The organism is Acidovorax sp. sif0632 (assembly GCF_019218805.1).
GTDB lineage: Bacteria > Pseudomonadota > Gammaproteobacteria > Burkholderiales > Burkholderiaceae_C > Acidovorax > Acidovorax facilis.
This window is the reverse complement of record NZ_JAHUWW010000002.1, coordinates 90,314-115,553: the sequence shown is the minus strand read 5'-3', so window position 1 is coordinate 115,553 and position 25,240 is coordinate 90,314. Positions and strand designations below refer to the sequence as shown.

Sequence of the window (25,240 nt, the reverse complement as noted above, 5' to 3'; positions counted from 1 at the left end):
TAAGGACGGGCGCTGAGGGCCGGGTCACCCCCACAGCGGTGCAGGCTGCGTACTGCCAAAACCCAGCCCCCGTACCGACGCGCCCTGAAGCACGCCGTGCTCCAAGGCCCAGGCGTGTAGCGCCTCGGGCGGCAGCGGGCGGCTAAAGTGGTAGCCCTGCAGCTCTTCGCAGTCCAGCGCGCTCAGCACCTGGGCCGTGGCCAAGTCTTCCACCCCCTCGGCCACAATCTTGAGGCCCAGCGTGTGGCCCAGCGCGATGATGGCGCGCGTGATCGCCATGTCGGCGGGGTTGCTCAGCATGTCGTGCACGAAGGACTTGTCCACCTTGAGCCGGTCGATGTCAAAGCGCTTGAGGTAGGCCAGGCTGGAATACCCGGTGCCAAAGTCGTCGATGGACAGCTGCACGCCCAGCGATTTGAGCGCGGCCAGTTGCTGCTCGGCCGCGTGGGCGTTGTCCATGAGCTGTGACTCGGTGATCTCCAGCTCCAGCCGGTGGGCCGGCATGCCGGTGCGCGCCAGCAGTGCCTCGATGTCGCTGACCAGCAGAGGGTCAGCCAGCTGCGCGGCCGAGAGGTTGACCGAGATGGAGACATGCGCCAGCGGATGGACCAGCCCGCGCGCGGATGGGCCCGACAGCGGCACCTGCCATCGCACCCATTGCTCGCAAGCCTGCTGCAGCACCCAGCCGCCGATCGCGCGGATCATGCCGGTCTCCTCGGCAATGGGGATGAATTCGCTGGGCGGGATGTGGCCCAGGGTGGCGTTGTTCCACCGCAGCAGGGCCTCCACGCCCAGCAGGCCGCCGCCCTTGGCGGACAGGCGCGGCTGGTAGTGCAGGCTCAGTTCCTGGCGCTCCAGCGCGCGGCGCAGTTGCTGCTCCATCGTCTGGCGGGCCAGCGCGCGCTGGTCGGTCTCGGCCGAATAGAACAGCGCCATGTCGCGGCCCGTGGTCTTGGCCTCGTACATGGCGGCGTCGGCACGGCGCATGAGCTCGTCGATGTCGCTGCCGTCCTCGGGGTAGACGGCGATGCCCACACTGCACGACACGTTCAACTCGTGCCCTTCCACCGGGTGGCTCTGGCGGATGAGCGGAATCAGGCGCCGCTCCACCAGCTGCTGCACATCCTCGCGCCCGGCCACGTCGCGCATCACCACCACGAACTCGTCGCCGCCCAGGCGGCTGACCGTGTCGCGGCTGCGCACGGCCTGCGTGAGGCGCCCGGCCACCGAGCGCAGCAGGCCGTCGCCGATGTGGTGACCCAGCGTGTCGTTGATGGCCTTGAAGCGGTCCAGGTCGATGAACAGCACAGCCACCTTCTCGCCCGTGATCGGCGCCTGCGCCAGCGCCATCTGCAGACGCTGCACGCACAGCGAACGGTTGGGCAACTCGGTGAGCACGTCGTGGTGCGCCAGGAACTGAATGCGCTCTTCGCTGCGCTTGCGGTCGGTGATGTCGATGGCGATGCCGATGTGGTTGGCCAACGTACCACCCTTGGTCTCGCGCACGGCCGACACCATGAGCCAGGCCGGATAGGTCTCGCCCGAGCGGCGGCGAAACCGCACCTCGCCCTGCCACGACTCCTTGTCGAGCATGGTGCGGTGGATCTGCGCCGACAGCGGCTCGGCACCCGACTCTTCCAGCAGAAAGCCCAGGTCCTCGCCGATGACCTCGTAAAAGTCGTAGTGCGTGCTGCGGCAGAACGCCTTGTTCACGCTGATGATCTGCTGATCGGCGTTCATGATGATGATGCCCTCGGACGAGGCCTCGAACACCTTGGCCCACAGCTCCAGCCGCTGCTCCATCACTTTGAGCACATTGATGGGTGTGAACGCGGTGAGCACCGAATCGCGCCCCTGGAACTGCAGGCGCCGCGCCGACAGCACGGCCCAGGAAGGCTCGGCGGTGCCCTTCCAGCGCACCTCGAACTCATCGACCGAGCCCTGGTCCGCCAGGCGCTGGAAGAAGCGCGCCCGCACGCCGGGCTCCAGCCCCACGGCCCACGGGTCGGTCTTGCGGTCACCCAGCCAGTGGGCAGCCGGGGCGTTGGAGTGCAGCACCTCGTGCTCGGGCACCGAGGTGACCACCATGGGGATGGGGAAGGCCTCGACCAGCTCGCGCTGGGCCTCGGCCGCGCGCGCGCTGGCGGCCAGCTCCTGCTGTAGCACGCGGTCGCGGTCAAGCTGGGACAGCATTTCATTGAAAGCCGTGACGAGACGCCCGATCTCGTCACGGCTGACCCAGTGCGCGCGCAGTGTGTGGTCGCCGCTTTTGCGCACCTCGTCGGCCACCCGCGCCAGTTGCTGCAGCGGCTTGGCGATCTGCCGCGCCACCAGCGTCACGAGGGAGAGGATGCAGCCCAGCAGCACCAGCGCGGTGCCCAAATGCAGCCACATGCGAGCGAAGAGCCCATCCACACGGCGGTTGAGCAGCCGCTCCAGGTCCACGATACCCACCGTCCAGGCATCGCGCAGCGCGCCCAGCACCTGCATCTGCTGCGTGCCCACCTGCGCCATGGTCAGGCGCGACTCCCCCGCCGCCACACCCTGCAACAACGCCTGGAAGCCCTCCAGGGATTGGTGGAGCGCCTCGCGCGGCCCCTGCAAGGCCGCCCGCATTTCGGGCGAGCCTGCGATGAATGCCTGGTTGTAGTCCGCCTCAATGCCCTGCATCACAGCATCCAGCCGCCCCACCAGCGTGAGCAGCTCAAAGGACCACTGCGGACCGCGCCCGGTCTGCGCCGCGTTCAAGAAAACCACCGTGTCGTGCACCGCCTGCAGCAGTTCTGGAAACCGCAGCACCACCAGCGACATGCCGTAGTAGCTGTCGAGATCCGGGTCCAGAATCAGGTTGGACTGGTTGCCTACCGTGGTCAGCAGCTCGCGGCCCTCGCGCAGCAGCTGGCTGCGCATCCCGGTCAGCACCTGCGCATCCGTTGCAGACGGCGGCCTGGCGGCCAGTTGCCCGAGCACCATGCTGAAGCGTTCGCCCACTTCCTGTGTGCGCAACTGCTCGTCATACGCCTTGCGCACACCCGTCAGCCGTGCAATCACATCGCCCGCCAGCGGCGGCTGCTGGGATGCATCCAGAAACTGCCCCATGAGCCCGTCGCGCAGCACCGCCGCATACGTGGTGCCCACGATCTCCTTGCGTGTGAAATCGATGGCCACGTACTTTTCGTGGATCAGAATGCTGGACACATAGATCACCGCCGACAGGTCCAGCAGGTAGATGAGCATGAGCTTGCGCCCCACACTGAGGCGGCCCAGCCAGCCCGAAACGCGGTGCATGAATGCCATGGTGTCTGTAGCGGCAGGCCCGCCCGGGCGGGTGACCTGGGCAACCCACCGACGGTGGTAAGTGATTGTTACAACATGAAGCAATTTCCACGCCATTGCGCGGCCCGAGGATGGACGAAGGCAATGTCTCCGGTGAGAACGACCTCAGTCCTTATTCGGGCGCGGCCCTCAGCAGTGCCACATGGCCCTTGCCCAGCCAGGCCATCAGTGGCGGCGCCCCGCAGCGAGGGACGGGACGCAGAGAGCTGCACAGGGGGTACTTCTCATCCGCGCCACAAAGGCTATAATCTCCGGCTTTGCTGGCAATGCCCCGTCGGCCAAATACTAGTTACAGACGGGGAAACCGCTTTGTACGGACTTGAGGCCCGATCTCCCCAAGCCCCTCTGCAGGCACCATTTGGAAAACCATTAGCTAATGACTACGATCCGCGTAAAAGAAAACGAACCCTTTGACGTTGCACTGCGCCGCTTCAAGCGCACCATTGAAAAGCTCGGCCTGCTGACCGACCTGCGCGCCCGTGAGTTCTACGAAAAGCCCACCGCCGAGCGCAAGCGCAAGAAGGCAGCCGCCGTGAAGCGCCACTACAAGCGCGTTCGCAGCATGCAACTGCCCAAGAAGATGTACTGATCCATCTTCGGCCCCGAGCTTTTTGCTTGGGTCCCAGAACCCGCGCTAGGGACGCCAAGCGCGGGTTTTTGTTTTTCAGGTTTGCCAAAAGGCTTTCTGGCGTCGTTGCAACGCCTTGCCGTAGCGAGACTACTGTCTGCGGCGTTGACGCCTAGCCAGAAAGCCTTTTGGCAAACCCTTGTCCCTGTTTGAAACCCAAAAAAGGAAGCCGCCATGAGCCTCAAGGACCAGATCACCGAAGACATGAAAACCGCCATGCGCGCCAAGGACAGCGAGCGCCTGGGCACCATCCGCCTGCTGCAGGCTGCGATGAAGCAAAAGGAAGTGGACGAGCGCATCGTGCTGGACGACGCCGCCGTGGTCGCCATCGTGGACAAGCTCATCAAGCAGCGCAAGGATTCCATCACCGCTTTTGAAGGCGCTGGCCGCCAGGACCTGGCGGACAAGGAAAAGGCCGAGATGGCCGTGCTGCAGGCCTACCTGCCCGAGCGCATGTCGGCCGAAGAAACGCTGGCTGCCGTGAAGGCCATCGTGGCCGAAATCGGCGCATCAGGCCCTGGCGACATGGGCAAGGTGATGGGCGTGGTCAAGACCCGCCTTGCGGGCAAGGCCGACATGGGCCAGGTGTCGGCCGCTGTGAAGGCTGCGCTGGCAGGCTGATCGCCCCCTCACCACCACCCAGTCAGTATTTTTTTGATAGCTGCTACCGCTTGTCAGACGGGCGGTAGCAGCTATTTTTGCTTCAAACCGGGGTGCTTACCCCCGCGTCGGCATCCCGCGCCATCCAACCGGAGCGGAAATGCTCCTGCAGAAACTCCACACACACTCGCACCTTGGCCGACCGCTCCAGCCGCGTGGGGTACACGGCCCACACATTGGCCTCCTGCTGCCACTGCGGCAGCACCTGCACAAGGCGCCCGATCTGCAGGTGCGCGCCCACATCCCACAACGACCGCAGCACCACGCCACGCCCGTCCACCGCCCACTGCACGGCCATCTCGCCGTTGTTGGCCGACAGCGGGCCACGCACCTTGACCGACTCTTCCTGCGCGCCGCTGCGCAGGCGCCACACGCCAAACGGGTGGTCGCGCTCCTTGATCACCAGGCAATCGTGCGCGGCCAGGTCGGCCACCGTGCGCGGCGAGCCCTTGCGCTGCAGGTAGGCGGGCGCTGCGCACAACACGCGGTGGTTGTCGGCCAGGCGGCGGGCAATGAGGTGCGGGGCAATTTCATCGCCCACGCGCACGTCCAGGTCAAACCCTTCGCCCGCCACGTCCACCAGCCGGTCGAACACCTCCAGCCGCACCTGCAGCCCCGGGTGCTGCTCCACCAGACGCGACAGCGCAGGCGCCACGATCTGCCGCCCAAAGCCGAAGCTGCTGCTCACGCGCAGCAGCCCGCGCGGCTCGCTGCGCGTGATGGCCACCTCCTGCATGAGTTGCTCCATGTCGTCCAGGATGCGCTGCGCCCAGTGGAAAACGCGCTCGCCTTCCTCCGTCACCGCCACCCGGCGGGTGGTGCGATGCAGCAGCTTGACCTGCAGGTCCTGCTCCAGCAGGCGGATGCGCTTGCTCACGTAGGCGGGCGACGTGCCGAGCTCGGCAGCAGCCGCGCCAAAGTTGGACTTGCGCACCACCGCCGTGAAAACGCGCAAATCGTCGGCAGCTGGGTTTTTATGCACGATGTGTGAATGATGGAGCCACAGTTGGCGGATTGTAGTTTTTGATGGCGCTCGGAATAATGCAGTGCACACACCGACCGCACCCACCTACGGCTTCCCTCTACCCTGCCCGCACCATGAACGCACCCACCACCAAGACCTACCGCATCGCCGTCCTGCCCGGAGACGGCATCGGCAAAGAAGTCATGCCCGAAGGCCTGCGCGCCATCCAGGCCGCCGCCGCCCGCTTCGGCTTCGAGCTGCAACTGCACACCTTCGAATGGGCCAGCTGCGACTACTACGCCGCCCACGGAAAAATGATGCCCGACGACTGGAAGGCGCAACTATCGGGCATGGACGCCATCTTCTTCGGCGCAGTGGGCTGGCCCGCCACCGTGCCCGACCATGTGTCCCTGTGGGGGTCGCTCCTCAAATTCCGCCGCGAGTTCGACCAGTACATCAACCTGCGCCCGGTGCGCCTGTTTGAAGGCGTGCCTTGCCCCCTGGCCGGCCGCAAGCCCGGCGACATCGACTACTACGTGGTGCGCGAGAACACCGAGGGCGAGTACACGTCCCTGGGCGGCATCATGTACGAAGGCACCGACCGCGAGATCGTGATCCAGGAATCGGTCTACTCCCGCCACGGGGCCAACCGCCTCTTGAAGTTCGCCTTCGATCTGGCCCAGAGCCGCGCCAAGAAGCACGTGACCCTGGCCACCAAGAGCAACGGCATCGCCATCAGCATGCCCTGGTGGGATCAGAGAGCGGACGATGTGGCCAAGGACTACCCCGAGGTCACGCTGGACAAGCAGCACATCGACATCCTCACCGCGCGCTTTGTGCTGCAGCCCGGCCGCTTCGACGTGGTTGCCGCCACCAACCTGTTTGGCGACATCCTCTCCGACCTGGGTCCGGCCACCACCGGCACCATTGGCCTGGCGCCATCGGCCAACCTGAACCCCGAGCGCCACTTCCCCAGCCTGTTCGAGCCCGTGCATGGCTCGGCGCCGGACATCTACGGCAAGAACATCGCCAACCCGATTGCCATGATCTGGTCCGGCGCGCTGATGCTGGACTTCCTCACCCAGGGCCAGGGGGCGGGCAGGTTGGCGCACGATGCCATCGTGGCGGCGATTGAAGACACCCTCAAGAGCGGGCCGCGCACGCCGGACCTGGGGGGAGCGGCCAGCACCACGCAGGTGGGACAGGCGGTCGCAGCGTTGGTTGGGCGCCACTGAACGCCGCCCTGTTTCTGAAAGGCCAGACGCTCAAGAGAGCGCTCCGCGTATCCGATGGCAGACTATGGGCCTCCATTCCAACACCTGCCAGGAGAGTTGCTTTGAGCCTTAAAACCATTCCTCTTTTGTTGATCATTGGCGGCCTCGTCTGGCTCGGCGCCGAGTACGCAGAGAACCGCAAGCGGCCTTCGCGACTGACGGTTCCTACGGAAGCAGAGCTGAGCACCGTTTCCGGCAAGGCGATCAACGCCCGCGTCATTGAACGTAAGAGCAAAAAGAACGTGCTGGCAAGCCGCTTTACCGAACTCGACATCAAGGGTGCCGAGGGCATTGTCACCGTGCGTGTGGGGGAGCCCAATTCCGAGCGTGTACTGACTGGCCTGAGCGGTGAAACCGTGACTGCCAAATTCGACCCCAAAGACGAAAAGGCGGTGTTCAGCCTCAGCACGCCTAGCCGCCAATTGATCAACTATCGCGATACAGCTGCGTACAAACACAAACTCGTCGAGGCCAACAGTAGCGGCTACACGGTGGGCTGGATTGTGGTGGCGCTCGGTGTCGCTGGCCTGTGGATCAGTCGCAAGTTGCAATAGGGTCAGTCTCCAACAAGTACACAACCGCACCACCCCGATACCTCGGTTCACTACATCTCCTTGGTTGAACGCTGGCCTACACCTTCGGACATGCGGCGACGCGTTTCCGAAACTGCAGCGGTGATGGCTGGGTACTGCGCCGCTTTGAGAACCCAGGCGGAGACGAGGCCCAGCAGCCGCGTGTCGATCGGGGCATCGGCCTGCAGCGTATTCGCGGTTTTCCCGAAGACATACCGGAGCGTACGGCCGCAGATACCCATATCCAAGCTTTCCCTGCCCCTGGTATGGGCGATTTCGATGATGGACAGGACGGTGGCACCCAGCAGCGTCATCGCCTGCTCGATGCGGCGTGTCAGCAGGTAGCGGCGAGGCGGGATGCTAAAGGTCTCGCGAAATGAACAAGCACAAGCGCTTGTAACACCCAGTGGCCTGCACAAGCCGCTGCACCGACCAATCCTCGTTCTGGGTTGCATTCATGCGGTCCTTCGCGCGGAGCAGGCGGCGCAACAAGGCCGGGGATTGTGGCGCCCCGATTTCTTGCGAACCAAGAGGCTGGGTATGAAGGTCGATGAATGAAGCACAGACAGGAAGCAGCTTCTCTGCTTTCTTCAAGGCTGGTGAAAAGCACATCTTCCAGAATCTCCGCCCCGGAAACAGACATATGGACTCCTGGGAACGATCAATGCCAAGGTGCCCCAGGGGTGGTTGAACCAAAAAGACCTGGCGCTCCAACACAGGGACGCCACCAGCGTACTCTCAAGCCGACGCTATATCCTCGTGGAGGCAGAGGTAGTTGCCCTCGGTGTCCTTGAACCACGCCGCCTTCTCGGCCCCGAGAACGCACACGTGATTCACGGTCTTGAGGCCGGGGAAATCGTAGTCCTCAAAGACCACCTTCGCGCGTTTCAGCGCGTCGATGGTGGCCGCTATGTCTGCCACCTGGAAACTGATGGCCGTGTGGTCGGCCTTGGTACCTTCCGGCTTGGGGAACAGCGCCAGTGTGCTGCCACCTACCGCATAGATGAACTTGCCATCGGACCGGAACCCGCCGGGCTTCAGCCCCAGGCAACCCTCGTAGAAGGCACGGGCGCGGTCCATGTCCATCACAGGCAGCATGGTGGTTACGGAGGAATCGGACAACATACAAAGTCCTTTCGCTCAATCCGGCCCTGCATTCGGTCTTAGCGCCTCCTGGTGGGCACCAGGCTCCGGTCCAGGCCGTCCGACCGGTTTTGCAGTGTAGGCCGATCCCCACCGCCACACCAGTGCAGACATTGCAGATGCGCACCTCCATCACCCCCCATGGGGCGGTACCTTGAAGTTCTCGGTGATGTGCCTTTCGGCGCGCGCCAGGACGGCGCCCAGCGCCGCCAGCCGCCGCTGGCAAGCGATGCGTGCGCGCCGAAGCCAGCGGCCCTGTCCTGCCGAGGTGGGGGGTGCCTTCGGCACAGCGTCTGCGGGCGAATGGGCCGTGACGTCATCGGAAGTACGAGGGTCCAAACGGGTGGGATGCAACATGGCCCGCATGCTCGGGCTTGGCGTACCATCTGTAAAGTTGAATTCAATGAAGCCTCAATTCATAAAAACTGATGCGTAACTTCAACCTGGATCACCTGCAGACGCTGATCGCCATTGCCGACCTGGGCAACTTTGCGGCGGCCGCACAGGCGCTGCACCTGGCGCCGCCCACCATCAGCCTGCACATCAAGGAGCTGGAATCGCGGCTGCAGGCCGACCTGGTGGTGCGGGGCCGGCGGCAGGCCGAACTGACCCCCGCCGGCGAGGTGCTGGTGCAGGAAGGACGCCAGCTGCTGCTCGCTTGCGATGACCTGATGGAGCGCGTGCGCCGCCGCGCCTCGGGGCGGGAAGGCATCGTGCGCATGGGGGTGTCGGCGGGCGTCAGCACGCAGCTGCTGCCGCGCATGCTGGAGGCGCTGGCGGCGCGCTGCCCCGGGGTGGAGATCCGTCTGGAGGCCGTGGGCTCTGCCGATTCGATGCAGCGGCTCAAGGCGGGCACGCTCGACATCGGGATCATCGCCAGCCCGCAACCGCCTTTGGCCGAGGTACGACAGGCCCCCTGGCGCAACGACCCCATGGTGGCCTTGCTGCCCGCAGCGTGGGAGGCGCCCGAGTTCGTGACCCCTGACTGGCTGGCCAGCCGCCGCTGGGCATCGTTTGCGCCCGCCACACAGATGCACGGACTGATTGCCAACTGGTTTGGCCAGGCGGGCCACCACCCTCGCCCCTTCCTGGCCTTGAGCTACCCCGGCGCGCTCAAGAGCCTGGCGGTGGCCAGCCAGTGCGCTGCGTTGCTACCGCTGGAAGAGGTGGAGGACCAGCAGGGAGCGGACGACGTGCAGATCCGTCACCTGCAGCCGCCGCTCATGCGCCCCATGGCCGTGGCGCACCGCCACCAGCCACCGCCCTCGCCTGCGGTGGAGGGCGTGCTGCAACTGCTGGCCGACTTCGCAGACTAATGGCTGCGCGCCGCCGCCCGCCATCACGCGGGCGGTAAGCCCTGAGCGTCGGGAGAACGCCGCACCGCAGACCGCCGCAAATAGGGCTGCACAAACAGGTACAGCCCCGTCAACAGCAGCAGTGCCAGTGGCGGCAGGGGTGCATACGTCACCCAATCCGGCGGGTTGCCTGCACCCTGCGCACGGACCACAAAATTGCCAATGACGGCCAGCGTGAACGCCATCGACACCCAGCGGTGAAGGCGCCGAATGCCCACGCCGGCGCTCATTGCGCATCTCCGGCGGCGAGCTGGATCATCTTCCAGCCATTGCCCGCCGGGTCGCGAAAACCCGCATCCACGTTGCCGTACCGGTCCACGGGCTCTTGCGTGAACTCCACGCCCTGGTCGCGCAGCCGGGCATACGCAGCGCGGCAGTCCGCCACATGCAACACCAGCGGCGGCATGGCGCCCTTGGCCACCATGGCGCGCAACGTCTGCGCCGTGGCGGCATCGTGGATGGGCGGACCGGGTGTGAACAGCCCCAGCTGAAAGTCCGGCTGATCGGGGTGCTGCACCGTCAGCCAACGGTACGGCCCGTTGCGCACGTCGGTGTGCACACGAAACCCCAGCTTGCCAACATAGAACGCAAGCGCTTCGTCCTGGTCGTCCACATACACACCCACCACACCAATGCCTTGGTTCTTCGTCATCAGATCTCCTTGGTTGCTAAGCGCCTGTTCAAGGTCTTTTTGGAGATCGCATTGGAGTGCCATCGCCCGATTTCACTCCAACCCTTCGGGCAAGTGCCTTGCCGGGCGGTCTGTGGCGTTGCGGCGCTTGCCAATAGCCGAGCTATTGGCTGCCCACCGCGCCTTGCATCCCATCCCGGCAAGGTACTTGTGCGACTTCAAAAAGACCTTGAACAGGCTCTAGGACAGGTTTGTACCTTCCGCCAGGCGGCGGCGCTTCTCCAAAACTGCTGTGGTGAGGTCGGGACGCTGTGCGGCTTTCAACACACAGGCGGGCACCTGGTTCAGGGGCGTGGCGGTAGCCTGGGCCTCCAGCCGTACCGCACTGGGGCTCTGCCCCGTGATGTCGCGAAAGATGCGCCCGAAGGTGCCCAGGCTTTCCCAGCCGGTGGCAAAGGCGATCTCGGTGACGGGCAAGTCTGTATCACGCAGCAGCGTGGTGGCCTGCTCGATGCGGCGGGTCAGCAGGTAGCGGTGGGGCGGAATGCCGAACGCCTGCCGGAATGAGCGGGCGAAGTGCGCCTCCGACACGCCGCTGACCTCGGCCAGCCGCTGCACGGGCCAGGCCTCGTGCGATGCGGCGTCCATGCGGTCCTTGGCGCGCAGCAGGCGGCGCAGCAAGGCCGGGTCTTGCGGCGCAATAGCCGCACCCGATGTCTGCTTCGATGGCGCAGAGGGCGCGCTGGAGGGCAATGGGTGCGGGCGCTCAAAGGGCATGCGCGAAGCATATCGCCTTGGATTCTGGTGACCCGCCCGATTTTCCCGGGCAGGGATCGCGGCTGGCACCCGCACTCGGGGTCGCTTTTCAGGCTACCTGCACATCGCCAAAGACTTCGAGCGCCTGGCCGTTCAGCGCCCGCAACGCGTCCATGGAGTCCACCGCCTCGCCCAAGGCCAGCGCACCGCTGCGCTGGTACGCCGGGGCCATCAGACGCTGCGCGGCCTCCAGCACGAGGGGCGCCGTCACGGCATAGATGTCCTGGCCGCGCACACCGGCCGTTCGCGCCACGCCGTTTTGCACCAGCCGCACCACCAGCTCAAAACGCTGGGCCGACCGGCCGCTGCCATCCACCGCCGTGGGCGGCGGGGTGCTGGCATCGCGGATGTCGGCCAGGGCCGAGCGGTTGATGAGCGAGCGGATGGTGTCGGCCTGCAGGTGGTGGGCCAGGGTGATGGTCTCGCTGAACGGCAGCTCGACCATCGCATAGGTCGCCAGAGGCGCGGCAAAGGTCCAGTCGGGCACGTCGGCAGCGGGCACCAGCGGCACCAGGCGCCCGCCCTTCACCACCTGGCGCGGCGCCTTGTTGCGCTCGCCGGTCAGCCGCGTGCCTTCGGTGGGCCACCAGCGGTCCAGCCCCATGGCCACGGTGATCTCGTCGATGGGGCCGGGAGCGGCGAGCGCGCTGGCCAGCAGGTCGGCCAAGCCACCGTAGAAACCGGCAGCGGGCACCACAACGCGCCCGGCGGCCACTGCAGGTGCCTGCAAATCGGCAAAGGTGCCCTGGGCGCTGGGCTGTTCGGCGGTCACATCGATGTAGTGGGCGCCCGCCTGCAGCGCGGCCTGCGCCACCGGGGTGGCCGTGTCCATGAATGGCCCCGCGCAATGGATGACCACGCCACAACCGGCAAAGGCCTGCACCAGCGCCGCCGGGTCGTCCAGCGCCGCCACGCGGCACTCCACGCCTGATGGAAACAGCGCAGCCAGCCGGGCGGCATTGCGCCCCACGGCCACCACGCGCAGGCCACGGCGCAAGGCCTCCTGCACCACAAACTGACCGGTATGGCCGCTGGCACCGTACACCGCGATGGAAGGAACAGAGGATGTCATGGAGAACCTTTCGGGAAAGAAGTGGAGGGGAAAATTGACGATACAGACCTGTCTGTTTTTTGAAGATTACAGACAGGTCTGTATCATGTCAAGCATGGCCGCACATTCTTTTTCCCATCCCCTCCCGGCAACCGCGCCAGGCGCCCACCCCAAGCCTTCGTCACGGCGCGCTGCGACGGCCTCCAGCGAGCCCGTGCAGGACGTGCGCGAGCGCATCCTCGACACGGCGTCGAGCCTGTTCTACCAACGCGGTGTGCGCGCCGTGGGGGTGGACCTGGTGGTGGCCGAAGCGGCCGTGGCCAAGACCAGCCTGTACCGCTACTTCCCCACCAAGGACGACCTCATCGTGGCGTTTCTGGAGCGTGAAGACGTGGACTTCTGGGGCCTGTGGGATGCGGTGGCAGCGCAGCATGCCGACGACCCGGCCGCCGAGCTGCAGGCCCACATGCAGTGGATCGGCGAGCGGCTGGGCCGCTCCAACTACCGGGGCTGCCCGCAGATCAACGTGGCGGCCGAATTTGCCGAGCAGGACCACCCTGCCCGCTTGGTGGCCCGGCAGCACATGGTGACGCTGCGCAGCCGCCTGCACGGCATTGCAGAGCGGCTGGGCGTGCCCCGGCCCGAGGCCCTGGCGGCCCAGCTGGCTGTGCTCATCAATGGGGCTTTCGTGAGTTCAGGCCTGCTCAGCGGCGAGGAGGCGACCCCTGTGCTGCAAGCAGCAGTGCAGGCCTTGCTGGCGGGTGCGCGGGCAGGCAACACGTAGCGCAACAGCTGCTCAAAAAACAAAAAGGCCCTCGCTCGTCGCGAGGGCCTTTTTTGCATCAGCGCGGCCCTTTGCGGCGGCTGCGCTACGGACCAGGCGTTAGCTCCCCGCCACCTTCATGCGGTTGACCAGGATGGAGCCCACGGTCTTGGCGCCGTAGTTGTAGGCATCCGCACCCACGGCCTCAATGCCCTTGAGCATGTCTTTGAGGTTGCCCGCGATGGTGATCTCGTGCACCGGGTAGGCGATCTTGCCGTTCTCCACCCAGAAGCCGCTCGCGCCGCGCGAATAGTCGCCGGTCACGTAGTTCACGCCCTGGCCCATCAGCTCCACAACAAAGAGGCCCGTGCCCAGCTTTTGCAGCATGGCGTCGAGGTTGTCGCTGGCTTGCGTGAGGCGCGAGGTCATCACCAGGTTGTGCGAGCCGCCCGCATTGCCCGTGGTCTTCATGCCCAGTTTGCGGGCCGAGTAGCTGGACAGGAAGTAGCCCTCGACGCGCCCTCCTTTGACCACCTTGCGCGGCGCCACGCGCACGCCTTCTTCGTCAAAGGGCGAGCTGCCCTTGCCGCGCAAGATGAAGGGGTCTTCCAAAATGTCGATGTGTTTGGGAAAGACCATCTTGCCGAGCGAATCGAGCAAAAAGCTGCTCTTGCGGTACAGCGAGCCGCCACTGACGGCCTGCACAAAGCCGCCCAACAGGCCGGCGGCCAGGGTGGATTCGAACAACACCGGGCATTGCGTGGTGGGTATCTTGCGCGAGCCCAGGCGGCTCAACGCGCGCTGCGCGGCGTAGCGGCCTACGGCCTCGGGCGATGCCAGTTCGGTGGCGTCGCGCATGGAGCTGTACCAGGCATCGCGCTGCATCTCGGCGTTGCGGCCGGGCAGCGAGGCGATGGGTGCGACCGAAAAGCTGTGGCGCGAGCTGGCATAGCCGCCGCGAAAGCCGCGCGTGTGGGCGCTGAAGAAGTGGCTTTGCTGGGCCGACACGCCCGCGCCTTCGCTGTTGGTGATGCGGCGGTGCGTCTTGAGCGCGGCGGCCTCGCAGGCCTTGGCGATTTCAGCGGCCTCTTCGCTGGTGATGGCCCAGGGGTGGAACAGGTCCAGGTCACGGTGCGTGTCGGCCGGGGCGATGTCATCGGCGTCCGGCAGGCCTGCCATGGGATCTTCGGCCGTGAAACGGGCGATGTCGTAGGCTGCCTGCACGGTTTGCTCGATGGCCTTGTTCGAGAAATCGGACGTGCTGGCGTTGCCACGGCGTTTGCCAAGGTACACCGTCACGCCCAGGGATTTATCGCGGTTGCGCTCCACGTTCTCCAGCTCGCCCTTGCGCACGCTGACCGACAGGCCGCAGCCCTCGGACGCCTCGGCGCCTGCGTCGGTGGCGCCGAGCTTTTTGGCATGGGCCAGGGCGCGGTCCACCAGGTCTTCAAAGAACGCGCGGCTGTAGCTGAAGCCGTTGTCAGGGGTGCGGGAGGTGGCAGGCGCGGGCGCAGCGGCAGCCGCGCTTTGGGCGCGCGCGGCGCGGGTGGAGGGTTTATTCATAGCGGCAGCTATGATACTTGCCGCTGTGGCGCGCTCTGCGCCGCTTCTCTTTTTGCCCCCACCCATGTCACGCAAACCCAAAAAAGGCTACTTTGTGCGAGGCCAGTTCGTTGCCGAAGGCAGCGAAATGGACATTCAGCTCAAGGCCGAACTCAAAGGCACGCCCGATGCCAGCCGCACCGATCTCAAGCGCGAAAGCGACGAACTGCAGGAGCTGGGCAAAGAGCTTTTGAGCTTGCGCGCCGACCTGTTCGAGGCGGTGGGACTGCCCGACAAGCTGGTGGACGCGCTGGCCGAGGCCAAGCGCATCACCAACTTTGAAGGCAAGCGCCGCCAGATGCAGTACGTGGGCAAGATCATGCGCAAGCTCGAACCCGAGCTGGTGCAGGCCGCCCGCCAGGCGCTGGAAGAGCAGCACAAGGGCTCGGCCACCGAAAAGATGCAGTTGCACCTGGCCGAACACTGGCGCGACCGCCTGATTGCCGACGATGACGCGCTGGCCCCCTGGATGGCCGAGCACCCCACCACCGACACGCAGCAGTTGCGCGCGCTAATCCGCCAAGCCCGCAAGGACGCACAGCCTGCGGGCAAGGAGGCCAATGTCCAGGTCTCGCAAGGCCTGGCCCCGCGCAAGGGCCGCGCCTACCGCGAGCTGTTCCAGCTGGTGCGCGAGCACCTGGGCGGCACGGGTGCAGACGACGCCAGCGATATCGATGAGGACCACGGCGATGAGTGAGCCTTCCGCCCTGCACGACCCGGTGAAGATCGGCATCGTCTCCATCAGCGACCGCGCCAGCAGCGGTGTCTATGAAGACAAGGGCCTGCCCGCGCTGCAGGACTGGCTCACGCGCGCACTGCACAACCCCATCACCTTCGAATCGCGCCTGATCCCCGACGAGCAGGAAGGCATCAGCGCGGCGCTGATCGAATTGGTCAATGCAGGCTGTTGCCTGGTGCTGACCACCGGCGGCACGGGCCCTGCCTTGCGCGACGTGACGCCCGAGGCCACGTTGGCCGTGGCGCACAAGGAGATGCCGGGCTTTGGCGAGCAGATGCGCCAGATCAGCCTGAAGTTCGTGCCCACCGCCATCCTCTCGCGCCAGGTGGCCGTGGTGCGCGACCAGAGCCTCATCATCAACCTGCCCGGCCAGCCCAAGGCGATTGCCGAGACGCTGGAGGGCCTGAAGGAGGCCGACGGCAAGCAAATCGTGCCGGGCATCTTTGCGGCCGTACCCTACTGCGTGGACCTGATTGGCGGGCCGTATCTGGAAACGCGGGACGAGGTCTGCAAAGCGTTCCGCCCCAAGAGCGCTGTGCGGGCAACTCGCCCAGCTTGATACTTCAGAATTTGAAGCAAATATAGCCGCTAGCGCTTATTCAATAAGCGCAAACAGCTATATTTTTCATAGCAACAAAATAAAACAGGGCAGCGCAGGCACGCCGCTACTTGCCCACCAGTTCGTTCAGCTTGCCCGCCTCGAACTGCTCCTTGAGCGCAGCATCACACGGCACGCAGTCCTTGTTCTGCGGGTTGGTGGACAGCTTCTCGATGGCCTGCCACAGCAGCGCGATCTGGTGCTCCTGCGACGAGGCGTTGTCGATCAACCCGCGCATGGCCTGCGAGAGCGGATCGTCCTCCTGCGTGATGCCATAGGCCGTGAACTTGCGCGCCTGCTGCGGCTCGGTCACGTCCGCGCTTTCGCCAGCTTTGGACGGGATGATCCGGGCCGGAATGCCCACCGCCGTGGCGCCCGCAGGCACCGGCTTGATGACCACGGCATTGCTGCCGATCTTCGCGCCGTCACCCACTTCAAAGCCGCCGAGCACCTTGGCGCCCGCACTCACCACCACGTCCTTGCCCAACGTGGGATGGCGCTTGGCACCTTTGTACAGCGAGGTACCGCCCAGCGTGACGCCCTGGTAGATGGTGCAGCCGTCGCCGATCTCGGCGGTCTCGCCCACCACCACGCCCATCGCATGGTCGAAGAACACGCGCTCGCCAATCTTCGCGCCGGGGTGGATCTCGATGCCCGTGAACCAGCGCGCAAAGTGCGAAATAAAGCGACCGAGCCATTTCAGGCCGTGGTGCCAGCACCAGTGCGCGGGGCGATGCAGCCAGATCGCGTGCAGGCCCGGATAACAGGTGATCACCTCCCACGTGCTGCGCGCGGCAGGATCGCGGTCGAGGATGCACTGGATATCGGAGCGCAGGCGGGCGAACATCGTGGCTCGTTTCTTTTGGTTATGTGTTTATGGGCTGCACAGTCTAGCGTTTCGCCTCTGTGGCCTCGATCATGGCTTTGGCGACACCTCTCAAGATGTGGATTTCTTCAGGGCTGAGCTGCGCGCGATTGAAAAGCTGGTTAAGGCGGGGCATGAGCTTCTTGGGTGCGGCGGGGTCCAGAAAGCCGATGCCGGTGAGCGCCTGCTCCCAGTGCTTCAGCATGCCCGCTACCTGCGCGGCGTCGGCCAGGGCGCGCTGTGGTGTGGCATCCAGCACCGGGAACCCGCCCAGCGCCATGCGCCATTCGTAGGCAATCACCTGGATGGCGGCGCCCAGATTGAGGGACCCAAAGCCGGGGTTGGTGGGAATCGACAGTGCCACATGGCAGCGGTACACATCCTCGTTGGTCATGCCAAAACGCTCGGAGCCAAACAGGAAGGCGACACCAGCCTGGCCAGCTGCCGCAGCCGATGGATCTTCTGGATTTGAGGTATTTTTGACCTCTAGCGCTTTTCCATCAAGCGCTAACAGCTCTTGTTTTAATAGCAACTCGAAATGGGCACGCGGCGCAGCCGTGGGCGGCCCGAAGTCGCGCGGAGTCATCGCCGTGGCGCACAGGTGGCTCATGCCGTCCAGCGCCTCATCAAGCGTTGCAACGATGCGGGCGTTCTCCAGCACGTCGAGCGCGCCACTGGCGCGCTGGATGGTTTCCTCGCGCCGCAGCACGTTGGCCCAGCGCGGGGCCACCAGCACCAGGTCATCAAAACCCATGGTTTTCATGGCGCGGGCGGCAGCGCCCACATTGCCGGCGTGGCTGGTGTTGATCAGGACAAAACGGGTCTTCATGGGCAGGTGCAGGACAAGGGAAAAGGCAAGCGGTTAGGCGAAAAAGAGGCTCTGCGGGTAAAATCCTGCCCTCATTGTCGCCGCCCGCATCGCCGGGTCGGATCGCACCGCTCCTGATTCGCAGGCTGCCTCGCTTCATTGTTGACGCACGGCGCCCTGCTCACCACCACAATTTATGTCGTCCAACCTGCACCCCATGCTTAACGTGGCCATCAAGGCCGCACGCGCCGCCGGCGCCATCATCAACCGCGCGGCCCTTGACGTGGAATCGGTGCGGATCTCGCAAAAGCAGATCAACGACTTTGTGACCGAAGTGGACCACGCGTCCGAAAAAATCATCATCGAGACGCTGCTGACGGCCTACCCCGGCCACGGCATCCTGGCCGAAGAGTCGGGCAGCGAATACGGCGCCAAGGATTCGGAATTTGTCTGGATCATCGACCCGCTGGACGGCACCACCAACTTCATCCACGGCTTTCCCGTGTACTGCATCAGCATCGCGCTGGCGGTGCGCGGCAAGGTCGAGCAGGCCGTCATCTATGACCCCTCGCGCAACGACCTGTTCACCGCCACCAAGGGCCGTGGGGCCTACCTGAACGAGCGCCGCATTCGTGTAAGCAAGCGCACCCAGCTCAAGGACTGCCTGATCTCCACCGGCTTCCCCTTCCGCCCGGGCGACAACTTCAAGAGCTACCTGAACATGATGGCCGACGTGATGCAGCGTACCGCCGGCCTGCGCCGCCCCGGCGCCGCCGCGCTGGACCTGGCCTATGTGGCCGCGGGCTTCACCGATGGTTTCTTTGAAACCGGCCTGTCGATCTGGGACGTGGCTGCGGGCTCGCTGCTGGTGACCGAGGCCGGCGGCCTGGTGGGCAATTTCACGGGCGAAGCGGACTTTCTGGAGCAGCGCGAGTGCCTGGCCGGCAGCCCCCGCATCTACGGCCAGCTGGTGCCTATTCTGGGCAAGTACAGCAAGTTTGCGAGCGCTGGCGACAAGGCGGCTGTGCGCCAGGCGGCTGCGACAGATGGACCCGTCAGCGCTGAAGCCGAGGCTGCAGCCGAAGTGGAGTCCGACACCACGGGTGCCGCCCCACAGGCCGACGCCCCCAAGAGCGAAGACGCGCCGTTCTAAACCCATCCACCGCGCACGGCAGTTAGGCCAGCACACGATGACCAATGGTGAGATCTCCTAGCTGAACCGTGCAGCGGGCGAGACGCACACCAGTGCAGCCGTGCAAGGGCCGCCAAGCCGAATGTGCGGCGTTTCACTTGCGTGCACTGGCTGCGTCCCCCTTCCCGAATTGCGCAGCAATTCGAGAGAAGGGGGAAGAGACGAAGTCGCTCAGGGGGTTGTCCTTTATCCAGGGTCGGGGTATTTCTGGGCGATGCTGCGGAAGTCTTCCGCAATGTCCACAAATGCATCCACCATGTCGGGGTCAAAGTGCGTGCCCTTGCCGCGAATGATTGTGTTGCAGGCCTGGTCGTGTGAAAACGCGGGCTTGTAGACGCGCTTGCTGATGAGTGCGTCGTACACATCGGCCACGGCCATGAGGCGCGCCGACACCGGGATGGCATCGCCCGCCAGGCCCTGCGGGTAGCCTGAGCCATCCCACTTCTCCTGGTGGCTGTAGGCGATCTCCTTGGACACGCTCAAGAACGCCACGCGCATGCCCAGGCGCCGCTCGGCTTCGTCGATGGCGTTGCGGCCCAGGGTGGTGTGGGTTTTCATGATCTCGAACTCTTCCACCGTGAGCTTGCCGGGTTTCAGCAAGATGCTGTCGGGGATGCCGATCTTGCCGATGTCGTGCAACGGAGCGGACTTGTACAGCAGCTCGATCATGCGGTCGTTGAGCACGGGCTCGAAACGCGGGTGGTGGCGCAGCCGCTCGGCCAGCGTCTTCACATACAGCTGGGTGCGGCGAATGTGGTTACCGGTTTCGTTGTCGCGCGTCTCTGCCAGCGATGTCATGGCCATGATGGTCACGTCCTGGATGGCCTGCACCTCCAGCGTGCGCATGGCCACTTCGCGCTCCAGGTACGAGCTTTTGTCGCGCAGGAAATCCGCCGTGGCCTTGAGCGCCAGATGGGTGTTGACCCGCGCCAGCAGGATGGGCGGGCTGATGGGCTTGGTGATGTAGTCCACGGCCCCCAGGGCCAGGCCCGCGCGCTCGTCGTCGGTGTCGGAACGCGCCGTGAGAAAGATCACCGGGATCTCGCGCGTGGCCGCCGCAGCCTTCAGGCGCCGACACACCTCATAACCATCCATCTCGGGCATCATGATGTCGAGCAGGATCAGGTCGGGAGGGGTGTCGGACTGCGCGATCTTCAGGGCCTTCTCGCCATGGTTGGCCACCTTCACCAGGAAATGCTCGCGCAGCAGGCTGCCCATGAGGGTGAGATTGTCCGGCGTGTCGTCCACCACCAGCACCGTGGCGATCGGCTTGTCAACAAGAGCGGCCTGTGGGGAGGCAAAGGGCGCGTTGTCCATGGAAGTTCCTGGGTGTTGTGCCGCTCAAGGGGTGTGAACGGCAGGGTGTTCGGGGCCTGACACGGCGGCCATTGCCGACAGTGCTTGCTCAAAATCAAAATTCTGGGTGTGCATCTCGACCACCGTGAAGCTGCTCCCCAGCGCAGATCGGAGCACCTGGACATTGTGTTGGAAAAACTCGGGGGCTGCAGGGTCGTCCTGCTCCAGCAGCGTGCGCAGCTTTTGCAGGACCGCCGTGGCGCCCACTCCCTGCAGCGCGGCCCCAGCAGGGGTTTCCAGGCCTTCCGGCCGCCCCGTTTGCTGCCCCTGCATCCACGCCTGCAATCCCGTCAGCAGGGGCTGTAACGCAGCGCCCAGGGTGGCCGTCAGTCCCGCGGACATTTCGGCATGCGCCCCACTGCGCAAGGCCTGCTCCAGCGCTTGTGCATGGGCGGACACCTCCTGCGCGCCAATGTTGGCCGCGACCGAGCGCAGGGTGTGGGCCAGCCGCTCGGCCAGCACCACATCTGCGCTGGCAATGGCCTGCTCCAGGTGCGCAATCACCGACGACTGGCCTTGCACAAATCGCCGCAGCATCTCGGCGTACAGGCCCGGCTTGCCCAAGGCGCGCTGCAGACCCAGGCGGGTGTCCAGCCCGGCAACTGCGGGGAAAGCTGCCGCCACCGCAGCGTCAGCCCCCTCCGGCGCCATCCCATCAGCCCCCCAATCCGAACTGGCACCAACGCCTGCTGCGCGGGGCACCCCCTCCACAGGCGGTTTGCCCAGCCCCGGCCGGGGTCGAATCCAGCGGCTCAGAGCGGCCCACAAGGCCGCAGGCTCGATGGGTTTGGCCACATGGTCGTTCATGCCGGCCGCAAAACAGCGCTGGCGATCGGACTCCATCGCGTTGGCCGTCATGGCCACGATGGGCAGGTGGGCATGGCGCGGATTGCTGCGCAATTGCCGCGTGGCCGTTTCGCCGTCCATGACAGGCATCTGCATGTCCATCAGCACCACGTCATAAGCCTTGCGCTCGATGCGGTCGAGGGCGATCTGGCCGTTCTCGGCAACATCCACGGCAAAACCGGCTTCGAGCAAGAGTTCGACCGCCACCATCTGGTTGAGCTCGTTGTCTTCCACCAGCAGCACCGACGCTCCCCGGATCTCCAGCGGCAGCTCGTCAGCAGCGGGCGCGGGGGTGACCGCGCGGCGCGGGCTGTAGGTGGAGTGTTCCAGCGGCTGCATCAGCGTGTCGAACAGCAGCGAGGCGTTGACGGGTTTGATCAGCACCGTGTCGATGCCCTGAACGCGGGCGGCACGCATCACATCCTCGCGGCCGTAGGCCGTGACCATGAGCATCTTGGGCACCTGCGCCATGCCCAGGCCCCGGATGTGGCCCGCCAGCTCCACGCCGTCCATGCCCGGCATGTGCCAGTCCAGCAGTAGCAGACCAAAGGGCTGGTGCCGTGCCATGGACTCGCGCAGCCGGTCGAGCGCCTCCAGGCCGGAGTGGGCCTGCTCCACCTCAAAACCCATGGCCAGCAGCATGTCGGACAGCACGGTGGCCGCTGTCTGGTTGTCGTCCACCACCAGCACACGGCGGCCCCGGAGGTCCGGGGGCGGCAGCAGCACGCGCGCGGGTGCACCGCGTTCGAGCGGCACAGTGACCCAGAACGTGGAGCCCTGGCCATAGGTGCTCTGCACCCCCACCTCGCCGCCCATCAGCTCCGCCAGGCTCTTGCAGATAGCCAGGCCCAGGCCCGTGCCGCCATAGCGGCGCGTGGTGGAGGTGTCCGCCTGCTGGAAGCTCTGGAAAAGCCGTCCCATCTGTTCCGGCGTAAGTCCGATACCGGTGTCACGCACTTCAAACCGCAGCATCACCCGGTTGCCCTCTGCCTCCAGCAGCCGCACGGCAATGCTGATCTCGCCCGTTTCAGTGAACTTGATGGCGTTGTTGGCAAAGTTGATGAGGATCTGGCCCAGGCGCAGCGAATCACCCACCAGGTTGGGAGGCACGTCGGCCGCCACATCGCAAACCAGCTCCAGCCCCTTGGCACCGGCCTTGTAGCCCACCACGTCGGACACACTCTCCAGCATGCGGTCGAGCACAAAGGGCTGCTTCTCCACCATGAGCTTGCCCGCCTCGATCTTGGAAAAATCCAGGATGTCGTTGATCACGCCCAGCAGGTGCTGGCCGGCCTGCTGGATCTTGCTCACGTAGTCGTGCTGGCGTGCTGTCAGGCCCGACTTGAGCGCCAGGTGCGACATGCCGATGATCGCGTTCATCGGAGTGCGGATCTCGTGGCTCATGTTGGCCAGGAAGTTGGACTTGAGTGCGGTGGACTCCTCGGCCAGCTCCTTGGCGCGGCGCAGGTCCTGCTCGGCGCGCTGACGGTCGGTGATGTCGACAAAGGTCCCAATGGCCCCGCCCGGCGAGCCGTCGGGCCGCGAGAAGCCGTGCAGCCAGAACAGCGTGTGGTGCACCTTTCCGTCGGCATACGGCAGGTCCACCTCCTTGTGCACCGACTGGACCCCGTGCAAGGCCTCCTGCGCGTCCGCATCGAAGCGTTCGCGCTCGGTCTCGGGCAGGAACGCCAGGTCCCGCACGGTCTTTCCGATCAGTGCCTCGCGCTGCACCCCAAAGGCCTGCTCGTAGGCGCGGTTAAAGCCGATGTACCGGCCGTCCGCGCCCTTGTAGAACAGCGGCACGGGGATGGCGTCAATCAGTGCCTGCTGGAAATCCAGCTGCTCGGCCACCTGCTGTTCCAGCAGCTTTTGTTCGTGGATATCCACGTTGACGCCCACCACCCGCACCGCCCGCCCGTTGCCATCGCGAAATATGCGGGCCGCCGACAGGAACCATCGCACCTCACCGTCCGGCCGCACGATGCGCCAGGAATCGCGAAGGTGGGTCTCGCCGCCCGCCAGGGCACTCGAAAAGGCGGCCACCGCGCGGGCGCGATCATCGGGGTGCAGAACCGCCTGCCAGTCACGCAGGGAGCGCACCTCCGTGCCCGGCGCCAGGCCGAGCAACGCCAGCAGCTTCTCGCTCCACAGTACCTGGGAGGTGAGCAGGTCAATGTCGAACACACCGATCTTGCCGGCCTCCTGCGCCAGCTCCAGCCGGTCTTTGGCCTGCTGCATGGCGATCTCGGCCCGGCGCTGCTCGCTGACGTCCTCGATCACCCAGAGGGATGCGTTCTTGAACCCCTCCATTTGCACGCTGCGTCCTGCCATGCGTGCCTCAAAGCTGTGGCCATCCAGGCGAAACAGCGTCGACACCTGCCGCACGGCGCCCCCGGCGTTCAGCACGGGACCGACCTGGCCGTAGAACTGCCTTGCGCGGTCTTCCCCACCCAGCAACACCCCGACGTCCAGCCCCAGCAGCTCGGACGCCGTGCTGCCCATCAGCTCCACAAACGCCGGGTTGAACTGCCGGAACTTCCCGTCCCCCACCAGCGCAATGGGGGGCGCGTTGTCAAAGATGGCAGTCTGCTGCTCCAGCAGCTCGTTGAGCAGACGCTCACGCCGCTCCAGCTCCTTCTGTGCCTGGATACGCCCCGAGGCGTCTTCGTGCAGGCCAACGATGGCAATGCGCTTGCCACGCTCGTCAAACACGGGCGAGAGCGTAGCCTCGTCGTGGTAGAGGCTTCCGTCCTTGCGGCGGTTGACAAACTGCCCTTGCCACGAGCGGCCCGAGAGCAGCGTGGACCACATCTCCTGGTAGGTCTGCGCCGGGGTCTGGCCACTGGACACCACTGACGGCTTCTTGCCACGCACCTCTTGCAGTGTGTAGCCGGAGTTGCGCTCGTACTGCGGATTGACCCAGTCGATGCGCCCGTCTCCATCGGTGATGACCACCGAGACTGGGCTGCTCCCCAGCGCAGCGCCCAATACCCTGAAGCGCTCCAGCGCAGCGCTCACTCGCGCCCGGCTGCGCAGCAGCTCCAGCAGCAGCAGCCCCAGCAGGCTCAGCAGCACGAAGGCAGCCCCTCCCACCTTCAGGCGCTCAGCCCCCGTCATCAGGGTGCTCACGTCATCCAGCATCGCCAGCTGCCATTGGCCGCCGGGGTCGCTCCAATCGACCTGGCGGCGCTCCACTGCGTAGTTCACCCCGTCGATGACAACCTCGCCCGCATCTGGCGCGAAGGGCAGGGAAGAAGCCAGGCCCTTGTCGAAGTGGTTGCCAAACTGGCGCGAAGCGCGGATGGAATCAATGCGCGCCTGCGTGAGCGGCGGCGCCACCGCAAACAGCCACTCGGGCCGCGTCGATGCGAACACCACGCCTTGCGGAGACAACAGCACCGTGGGCAACTGGGTGCTCTTGAGCACCTCGTCAAACAACTCGAACCCCACCTTGAACATCACCACACCGATGATGGAGCTGGAAGGCGTGTCGTTTTCATACAGCGGCGCGGCGTAATAGAGGCCACGCTCCTGCGAGTTGCTGCCAATGGCGGCATACACGCTGATGGCGCCCTTGATGGCTTGCTGAAAATACGGACGAAACGCCAGGTTGATGCCGGTGGATCGGCCCCCCGGCGTCTCGTGCGCCACCACCGTGCCATCGGCCGCCATGACATACACGCCGTTGACCAGAAACCGCCCCCGGGCCACCCCCAGCCGCGCCAGGGCTTCAGGGTCGTCCGGTGCCAGCTGCCCCAGGGCCATGGCCTTGAGCAGCGGCTCGCTCAGGCCCAGCAACGACACCGCGCCCAGCATGCCGCCACCCGTGATCCGGGCCTGCAGCGTGTCCACGGTCTGCTGCAGCAGCTTGGCGCGCTCGTCAGCACGTTGGGCACCTTGCCAGTGCATGGCCCCCAGCACCACCAGCCAGGCCCCCACCAGTGCCGCAGCCACCACCAGCACCAGACCGCGCACGCCAGGGGCATTGCGGTCCAGCACCTTGTCCAGAAATCCGCCCACGCCCTCACCCACCCGCGTCAC

Annotated in this window: 23 protein-coding genes; 9 read left to right on the top strand and 14 right to left on the bottom strand. The window is 65.4% G+C overall.

Translation table 11 applies throughout. The annotated features are described in order from the left end of the window. Window positions 1–24: 24 nt before the first annotated feature. The gene (locus KW832_RS05575) at window positions 25–3,297 is read right to left on the bottom strand and encodes an EAL domain-containing protein (RefSeq protein ID WP_082437538.1); all 3,273 of its coding nucleotides are present in this window, start codon (window positions 3,295–3,297) and stop codon (window positions 25–27) included. A gap of 415 nt (window positions 3,298–3,712) precedes the next feature. Between KW832_RS05575 and rpsU the strand changes: the two genes are divergently transcribed. Then, the gene (rpsU, locus tag KW832_RS05570; RefSeq protein WP_005799779.1) at window positions 3,713–3,925 is read left to right on the top strand and encodes a 30S ribosomal protein S21; all 213 of its coding nucleotides are present in this window, start codon (window positions 3,713–3,715) and stop codon (window positions 3,923–3,925) included. A gap of 213 nt (window positions 3,926–4,138) precedes the next feature. Further along, complete coding sequence (locus tag KW832_RS05565) at window positions 4,139–4,585, top strand: GatB/YqeY domain-containing protein (protein ID WP_055400197.1); 447 nt, start codon at window positions 4,139–4,141, stop codon at window positions 4,583–4,585. 82 nt (window positions 4,586–4,667) lie between these two features. Here KW832_RS05565 and KW832_RS05560 read toward each other — a convergent pair whose 3' ends face one another. Further along, window positions 4,668–5,606, bottom strand: a complete 939-nt coding sequence (locus tag KW832_RS05560) for a LysR substrate-binding domain-containing protein (protein WP_218299169.1) — start codon at window positions 5,604–5,606, stop codon at window positions 4,668–4,670. Window positions 5,607–5,722: 116 nt separating this feature from the next. On the opposite strand from KW832_RS05560, the gene KW832_RS05555 reads away from it, so the two are divergent. Continuing rightward, complete coding sequence (locus KW832_RS05555) at window positions 5,723–6,823, top strand: tartrate dehydrogenase (RefSeq protein WP_218299168.1); 1,101 nt, start codon at window positions 5,723–5,725, stop codon at window positions 6,821–6,823. Window positions 6,824–6,924: 101 nt separating this feature from the next. Continuing rightward, window positions 6,925–7,416 carry a hypothetical protein gene (locus tag KW832_RS05550; protein WP_100199432.1) on the top strand — a complete coding sequence of 164 codons (492 nt, stop codon included), beginning with the start codon at window positions 6,925–6,927 and terminating at the stop codon, window positions 7,414–7,416. A gap of 50 nt (window positions 7,417–7,466) precedes the next feature. On the opposite strand, the gene KW832_RS05545 is transcribed toward KW832_RS05550, so the two are convergent. From KW832_RS05545 to KW832_RS05535, 3 genes are all read right to left on the bottom strand, one after another. Further along, window positions 7,467–7,748, bottom strand: coding sequence for a hypothetical protein (locus KW832_RS05545; protein WP_010459949.1), 282 nt, complete (start codon window positions 7,746–7,748; stop codon window positions 7,467–7,469). A gap of 424 nt (window positions 7,749–8,172) precedes the next feature. Then, on the bottom strand, window positions 8,173–8,559 hold the full coding sequence (locus tag KW832_RS05540) for a VOC family protein (RefSeq protein ID WP_010459945.1): 387 nt from the start codon (window positions 8,557–8,559) through the stop codon (window positions 8,173–8,175). Window positions 8,560–8,709: 150 nt separating this feature from the next. Continuing rightward, window positions 8,710–8,934 (bottom strand): hypothetical protein, encoded by a 225-nt coding sequence (locus KW832_RS05535; protein WP_218299167.1) that lies wholly within the window; start codon window positions 8,932–8,934, stop codon window positions 8,710–8,712. Window positions 8,935–9,005: 71 nt separating this feature from the next. Between KW832_RS05535 and KW832_RS05530 the strand changes: the two genes are divergently transcribed. Next, window positions 9,006–9,893, top strand: coding sequence for a LysR family transcriptional regulator (locus tag KW832_RS05530; RefSeq protein ID WP_192430107.1), 888 nt, complete (start codon window positions 9,006–9,008; stop codon window positions 9,891–9,893). Between the two features lie 23 nt (window positions 9,894–9,916). Here the strand turns inward: KW832_RS05530 and KW832_RS05525 are convergent, their stop codons facing one another. The 4 genes from KW832_RS05525 to KW832_RS05510 all read right to left on the bottom strand — a co-directional run bounded on the left by KW832_RS05525 (window position 9,917) and on the right by KW832_RS05510 (window position 12,451). Then, on the bottom strand, window positions 9,917–10,162 hold the full coding sequence (locus KW832_RS05525; RefSeq protein WP_218299166.1) for a hypothetical protein: 246 nt from the start codon (window positions 10,160–10,162) through the stop codon (window positions 9,917–9,919). Then, complete coding sequence (locus tag KW832_RS05520; RefSeq protein WP_010459940.1) at window positions 10,159–10,584, bottom strand: VOC family protein; 426 nt, start codon at window positions 10,582–10,584, stop codon at window positions 10,159–10,161. Before KW832_RS05520 ends, KW832_RS05525 begins: the two co-directional genes overlap by 4 nt. Window positions 10,585–10,803: 219 nt before the next feature. Next, entirely contained in the window at window positions 10,804–11,340 is a 537-nt protein-coding gene (locus KW832_RS05515; RefSeq protein WP_255577541.1) for a helix-turn-helix domain-containing protein, read from the bottom strand. 88 nt (window positions 11,341–11,428) lie between these two features. Next, on the bottom strand, window positions 11,429–12,451 hold the full coding sequence (locus tag KW832_RS05510; protein WP_218299165.1) for a saccharopine dehydrogenase NADP-binding domain-containing protein: 1,023 nt from the start codon (window positions 12,449–12,451) through the stop codon (window positions 11,429–11,431). Window positions 12,452–12,545: 94 nt separating this feature from the next. Between KW832_RS05510 and KW832_RS05505 the strand changes: the two genes are divergently transcribed. After that, on the top strand, window positions 12,546–13,214 hold the full coding sequence (locus tag KW832_RS05505; protein ID WP_218299164.1) for a TetR/AcrR family transcriptional regulator: 669 nt from the start codon (window positions 12,546–12,548) through the stop codon (window positions 13,212–13,214). 99 nt (window positions 13,215–13,313) lie between these two features. Here the strand turns inward: KW832_RS05505 and pmbA are convergent, their stop codons facing one another. Next, a complete protein-coding gene (gene pmbA / locus KW832_RS05500) occupies window positions 13,314–14,756 on the bottom strand; it encodes a metalloprotease PmbA (RefSeq protein WP_121507131.1) in 1,443 nt (480 codons plus the stop codon). Between the two features lie 64 nt (window positions 14,757–14,820). On the opposite strand from pmbA, the gene yjgA reads away from it, so the two are divergent. Then, the gene (gene yjgA / locus KW832_RS05495; RefSeq protein ID WP_055400276.1) at window positions 14,821–15,492 is read left to right on the top strand and encodes a ribosome biogenesis factor YjgA; all 672 of its coding nucleotides are present in this window, start codon (window positions 14,821–14,823) and stop codon (window positions 15,490–15,492) included. Further along, window positions 15,485–16,093: a molybdopterin adenylyltransferase gene (mog, locus tag KW832_RS05490; RefSeq protein WP_055400180.1), complete on the top strand. Its 609-nt coding sequence runs from the start codon at window positions 15,485–15,487 to the stop codon at window positions 16,091–16,093. The genes yjgA and mog overlap by 8 nt, the downstream gene beginning before the upstream one ends. A 106-nt stretch (window positions 16,094–16,199) precedes the next feature. Here mog and cysE read toward each other — a convergent pair whose 3' ends face one another. Next, complete coding sequence (gene cysE, locus KW832_RS05485) at window positions 16,200–16,979, bottom strand: serine O-acetyltransferase (protein ID WP_055400178.1); 780 nt, start codon at window positions 16,977–16,979, stop codon at window positions 16,200–16,202. Window positions 16,980–17,022: 43 nt separating this feature from the next. Beyond that, on the bottom strand, window positions 17,023–17,826 hold the full coding sequence (locus KW832_RS05480; protein ID WP_218299163.1) for an RNA methyltransferase: 804 nt from the start codon (window positions 17,824–17,826) through the stop codon (window positions 17,023–17,025). Between the two features lie 175 nt (window positions 17,827–18,001). Between KW832_RS05480 and KW832_RS05475 the strand changes: the two genes are divergently transcribed. Then, window positions 18,002–18,958, top strand: coding sequence for an inositol monophosphatase family protein (locus KW832_RS05475; RefSeq protein ID WP_218299162.1), 957 nt, complete (start codon window positions 18,002–18,004; stop codon window positions 18,956–18,958). A 225-nt stretch (window positions 18,959–19,183) separates the two neighbouring features. Here the strand turns inward: KW832_RS05475 and KW832_RS05470 are convergent, their stop codons facing one another. Then, on the bottom strand, window positions 19,184–20,314 hold the full coding sequence (locus KW832_RS05470) for a two-component system response regulator (protein ID WP_218299161.1): 1,131 nt from the start codon (window positions 20,312–20,314) through the stop codon (window positions 19,184–19,186). Window positions 20,315–20,338: 24 nt separating this feature from the next. Beyond that, the gene (locus tag KW832_RS05465; protein ID WP_218299160.1) at window positions 20,339–25,240 is read right to left on the bottom strand and encodes a PAS domain S-box protein; all 4,902 of its coding nucleotides are present in this window, start codon (window positions 25,238–25,240) and stop codon (window positions 20,339–20,341) included.

Coding starts and splice junctions, on each gene's coding strand:
- KW832_RS05575 (WP_082437538.1), bottom strand. CDS start 3,297: ATGGCATTCATGCACCGCGTTTCGGGCTGGCTGGGCCGCCTCAGTGTG.
- rpsU (WP_005799779.1), top strand. CDS start 3,713: ATGACTACGATCCGCGTAAAAGAAAACGAACCCTTTGACGTTGCACTG.
- KW832_RS05565 (WP_055400197.1), top strand. CDS start 4,139: ATGAGCCTCAAGGACCAGATCACCGAAGACATGAAAACCGCCATGCGC.
- KW832_RS05555 (WP_218299168.1), top strand. CDS start 5,723: ATGAACGCACCCACCACCAAGACCTACCGCATCGCCGTCCTGCCCGGA.
- KW832_RS05545 (WP_010459949.1), bottom strand. CDS start 7,748: ATGACGCTGCTGGGTGCCACCGTCCTGTCCATCATCGAAATCGCCCAT.
- KW832_RS05540 (WP_010459945.1), bottom strand. CDS start 8,559: ATGTTGTCCGATTCCTCCGTAACCACCATGCTGCCTGTGATGGACATG.
- KW832_RS05535 (WP_218299167.1), bottom strand. CDS start 8,934: ATGTTGCATCCCACCCGTTTGGACCCTCGTACTTCCGATGACGTCACG.
- KW832_RS05530 (WP_192430107.1), top strand. CDS start 9,006: ATGCGTAACTTCAACCTGGATCACCTGCAGACGCTGATCGCCATTGCC.
- KW832_RS05525 (WP_218299166.1), bottom strand. CDS start 10,162: ATGAGCGCCGGCGTGGGCATTCGGCGCCTTCACCGCTGGGTGTCGATG.
- KW832_RS05520 (WP_010459940.1), bottom strand. CDS start 10,584: ATGACGAAGAACCAAGGCATTGGTGTGGTGGGTGTGTATGTGGACGAC.
- KW832_RS05515 (WP_255577541.1), bottom strand. CDS start 11,340: ATGCCCTTTGAGCGCCCGCACCCATTGCCCTCCAGCGCGCCCTCTGCG.
- KW832_RS05510 (WP_218299165.1), bottom strand. CDS start 12,451: ATGACATCCTCTGTTCCTTCCATCGCGGTGTACGGTGCCAGCGGCCAT.
- KW832_RS05505 (WP_218299164.1), top strand. CDS start 12,546: ATGGCCGCACATTCTTTTTCCCATCCCCTCCCGGCAACCGCGCCAGGC.
- pmbA (WP_121507131.1), bottom strand. CDS start 14,756: ATGAATAAACCCTCCACCCGCGCCGCGCGCGCCCAAAGCGCGGCTGCC.
- yjgA (WP_055400276.1), top strand. CDS start 14,821: ATGTCACGCAAACCCAAAAAAGGCTACTTTGTGCGAGGCCAGTTCGTT.
- mog (WP_055400180.1), top strand. CDS start 15,485: ATGAGTGAGCCTTCCGCCCTGCACGACCCGGTGAAGATCGGCATCGTC.
- cysE (WP_055400178.1), bottom strand. CDS start 16,979: ATGTTCGCCCGCCTGCGCTCCGATATCCAGTGCATCCTCGACCGCGAT.
- KW832_RS05480 (WP_218299163.1), bottom strand. CDS start 17,826: ATGAAGACCCGTTTTGTCCTGATCAACACCAGCCACGCCGGCAATGTG.
- KW832_RS05475 (WP_218299162.1), top strand. CDS start 18,002: ATGTCGTCCAACCTGCACCCCATGCTTAACGTGGCCATCAAGGCCGCA.
- KW832_RS05470 (WP_218299161.1), bottom strand. CDS start 20,314: ATGGACAACGCGCCCTTTGCCTCCCCACAGGCCGCTCTTGTTGACAAG.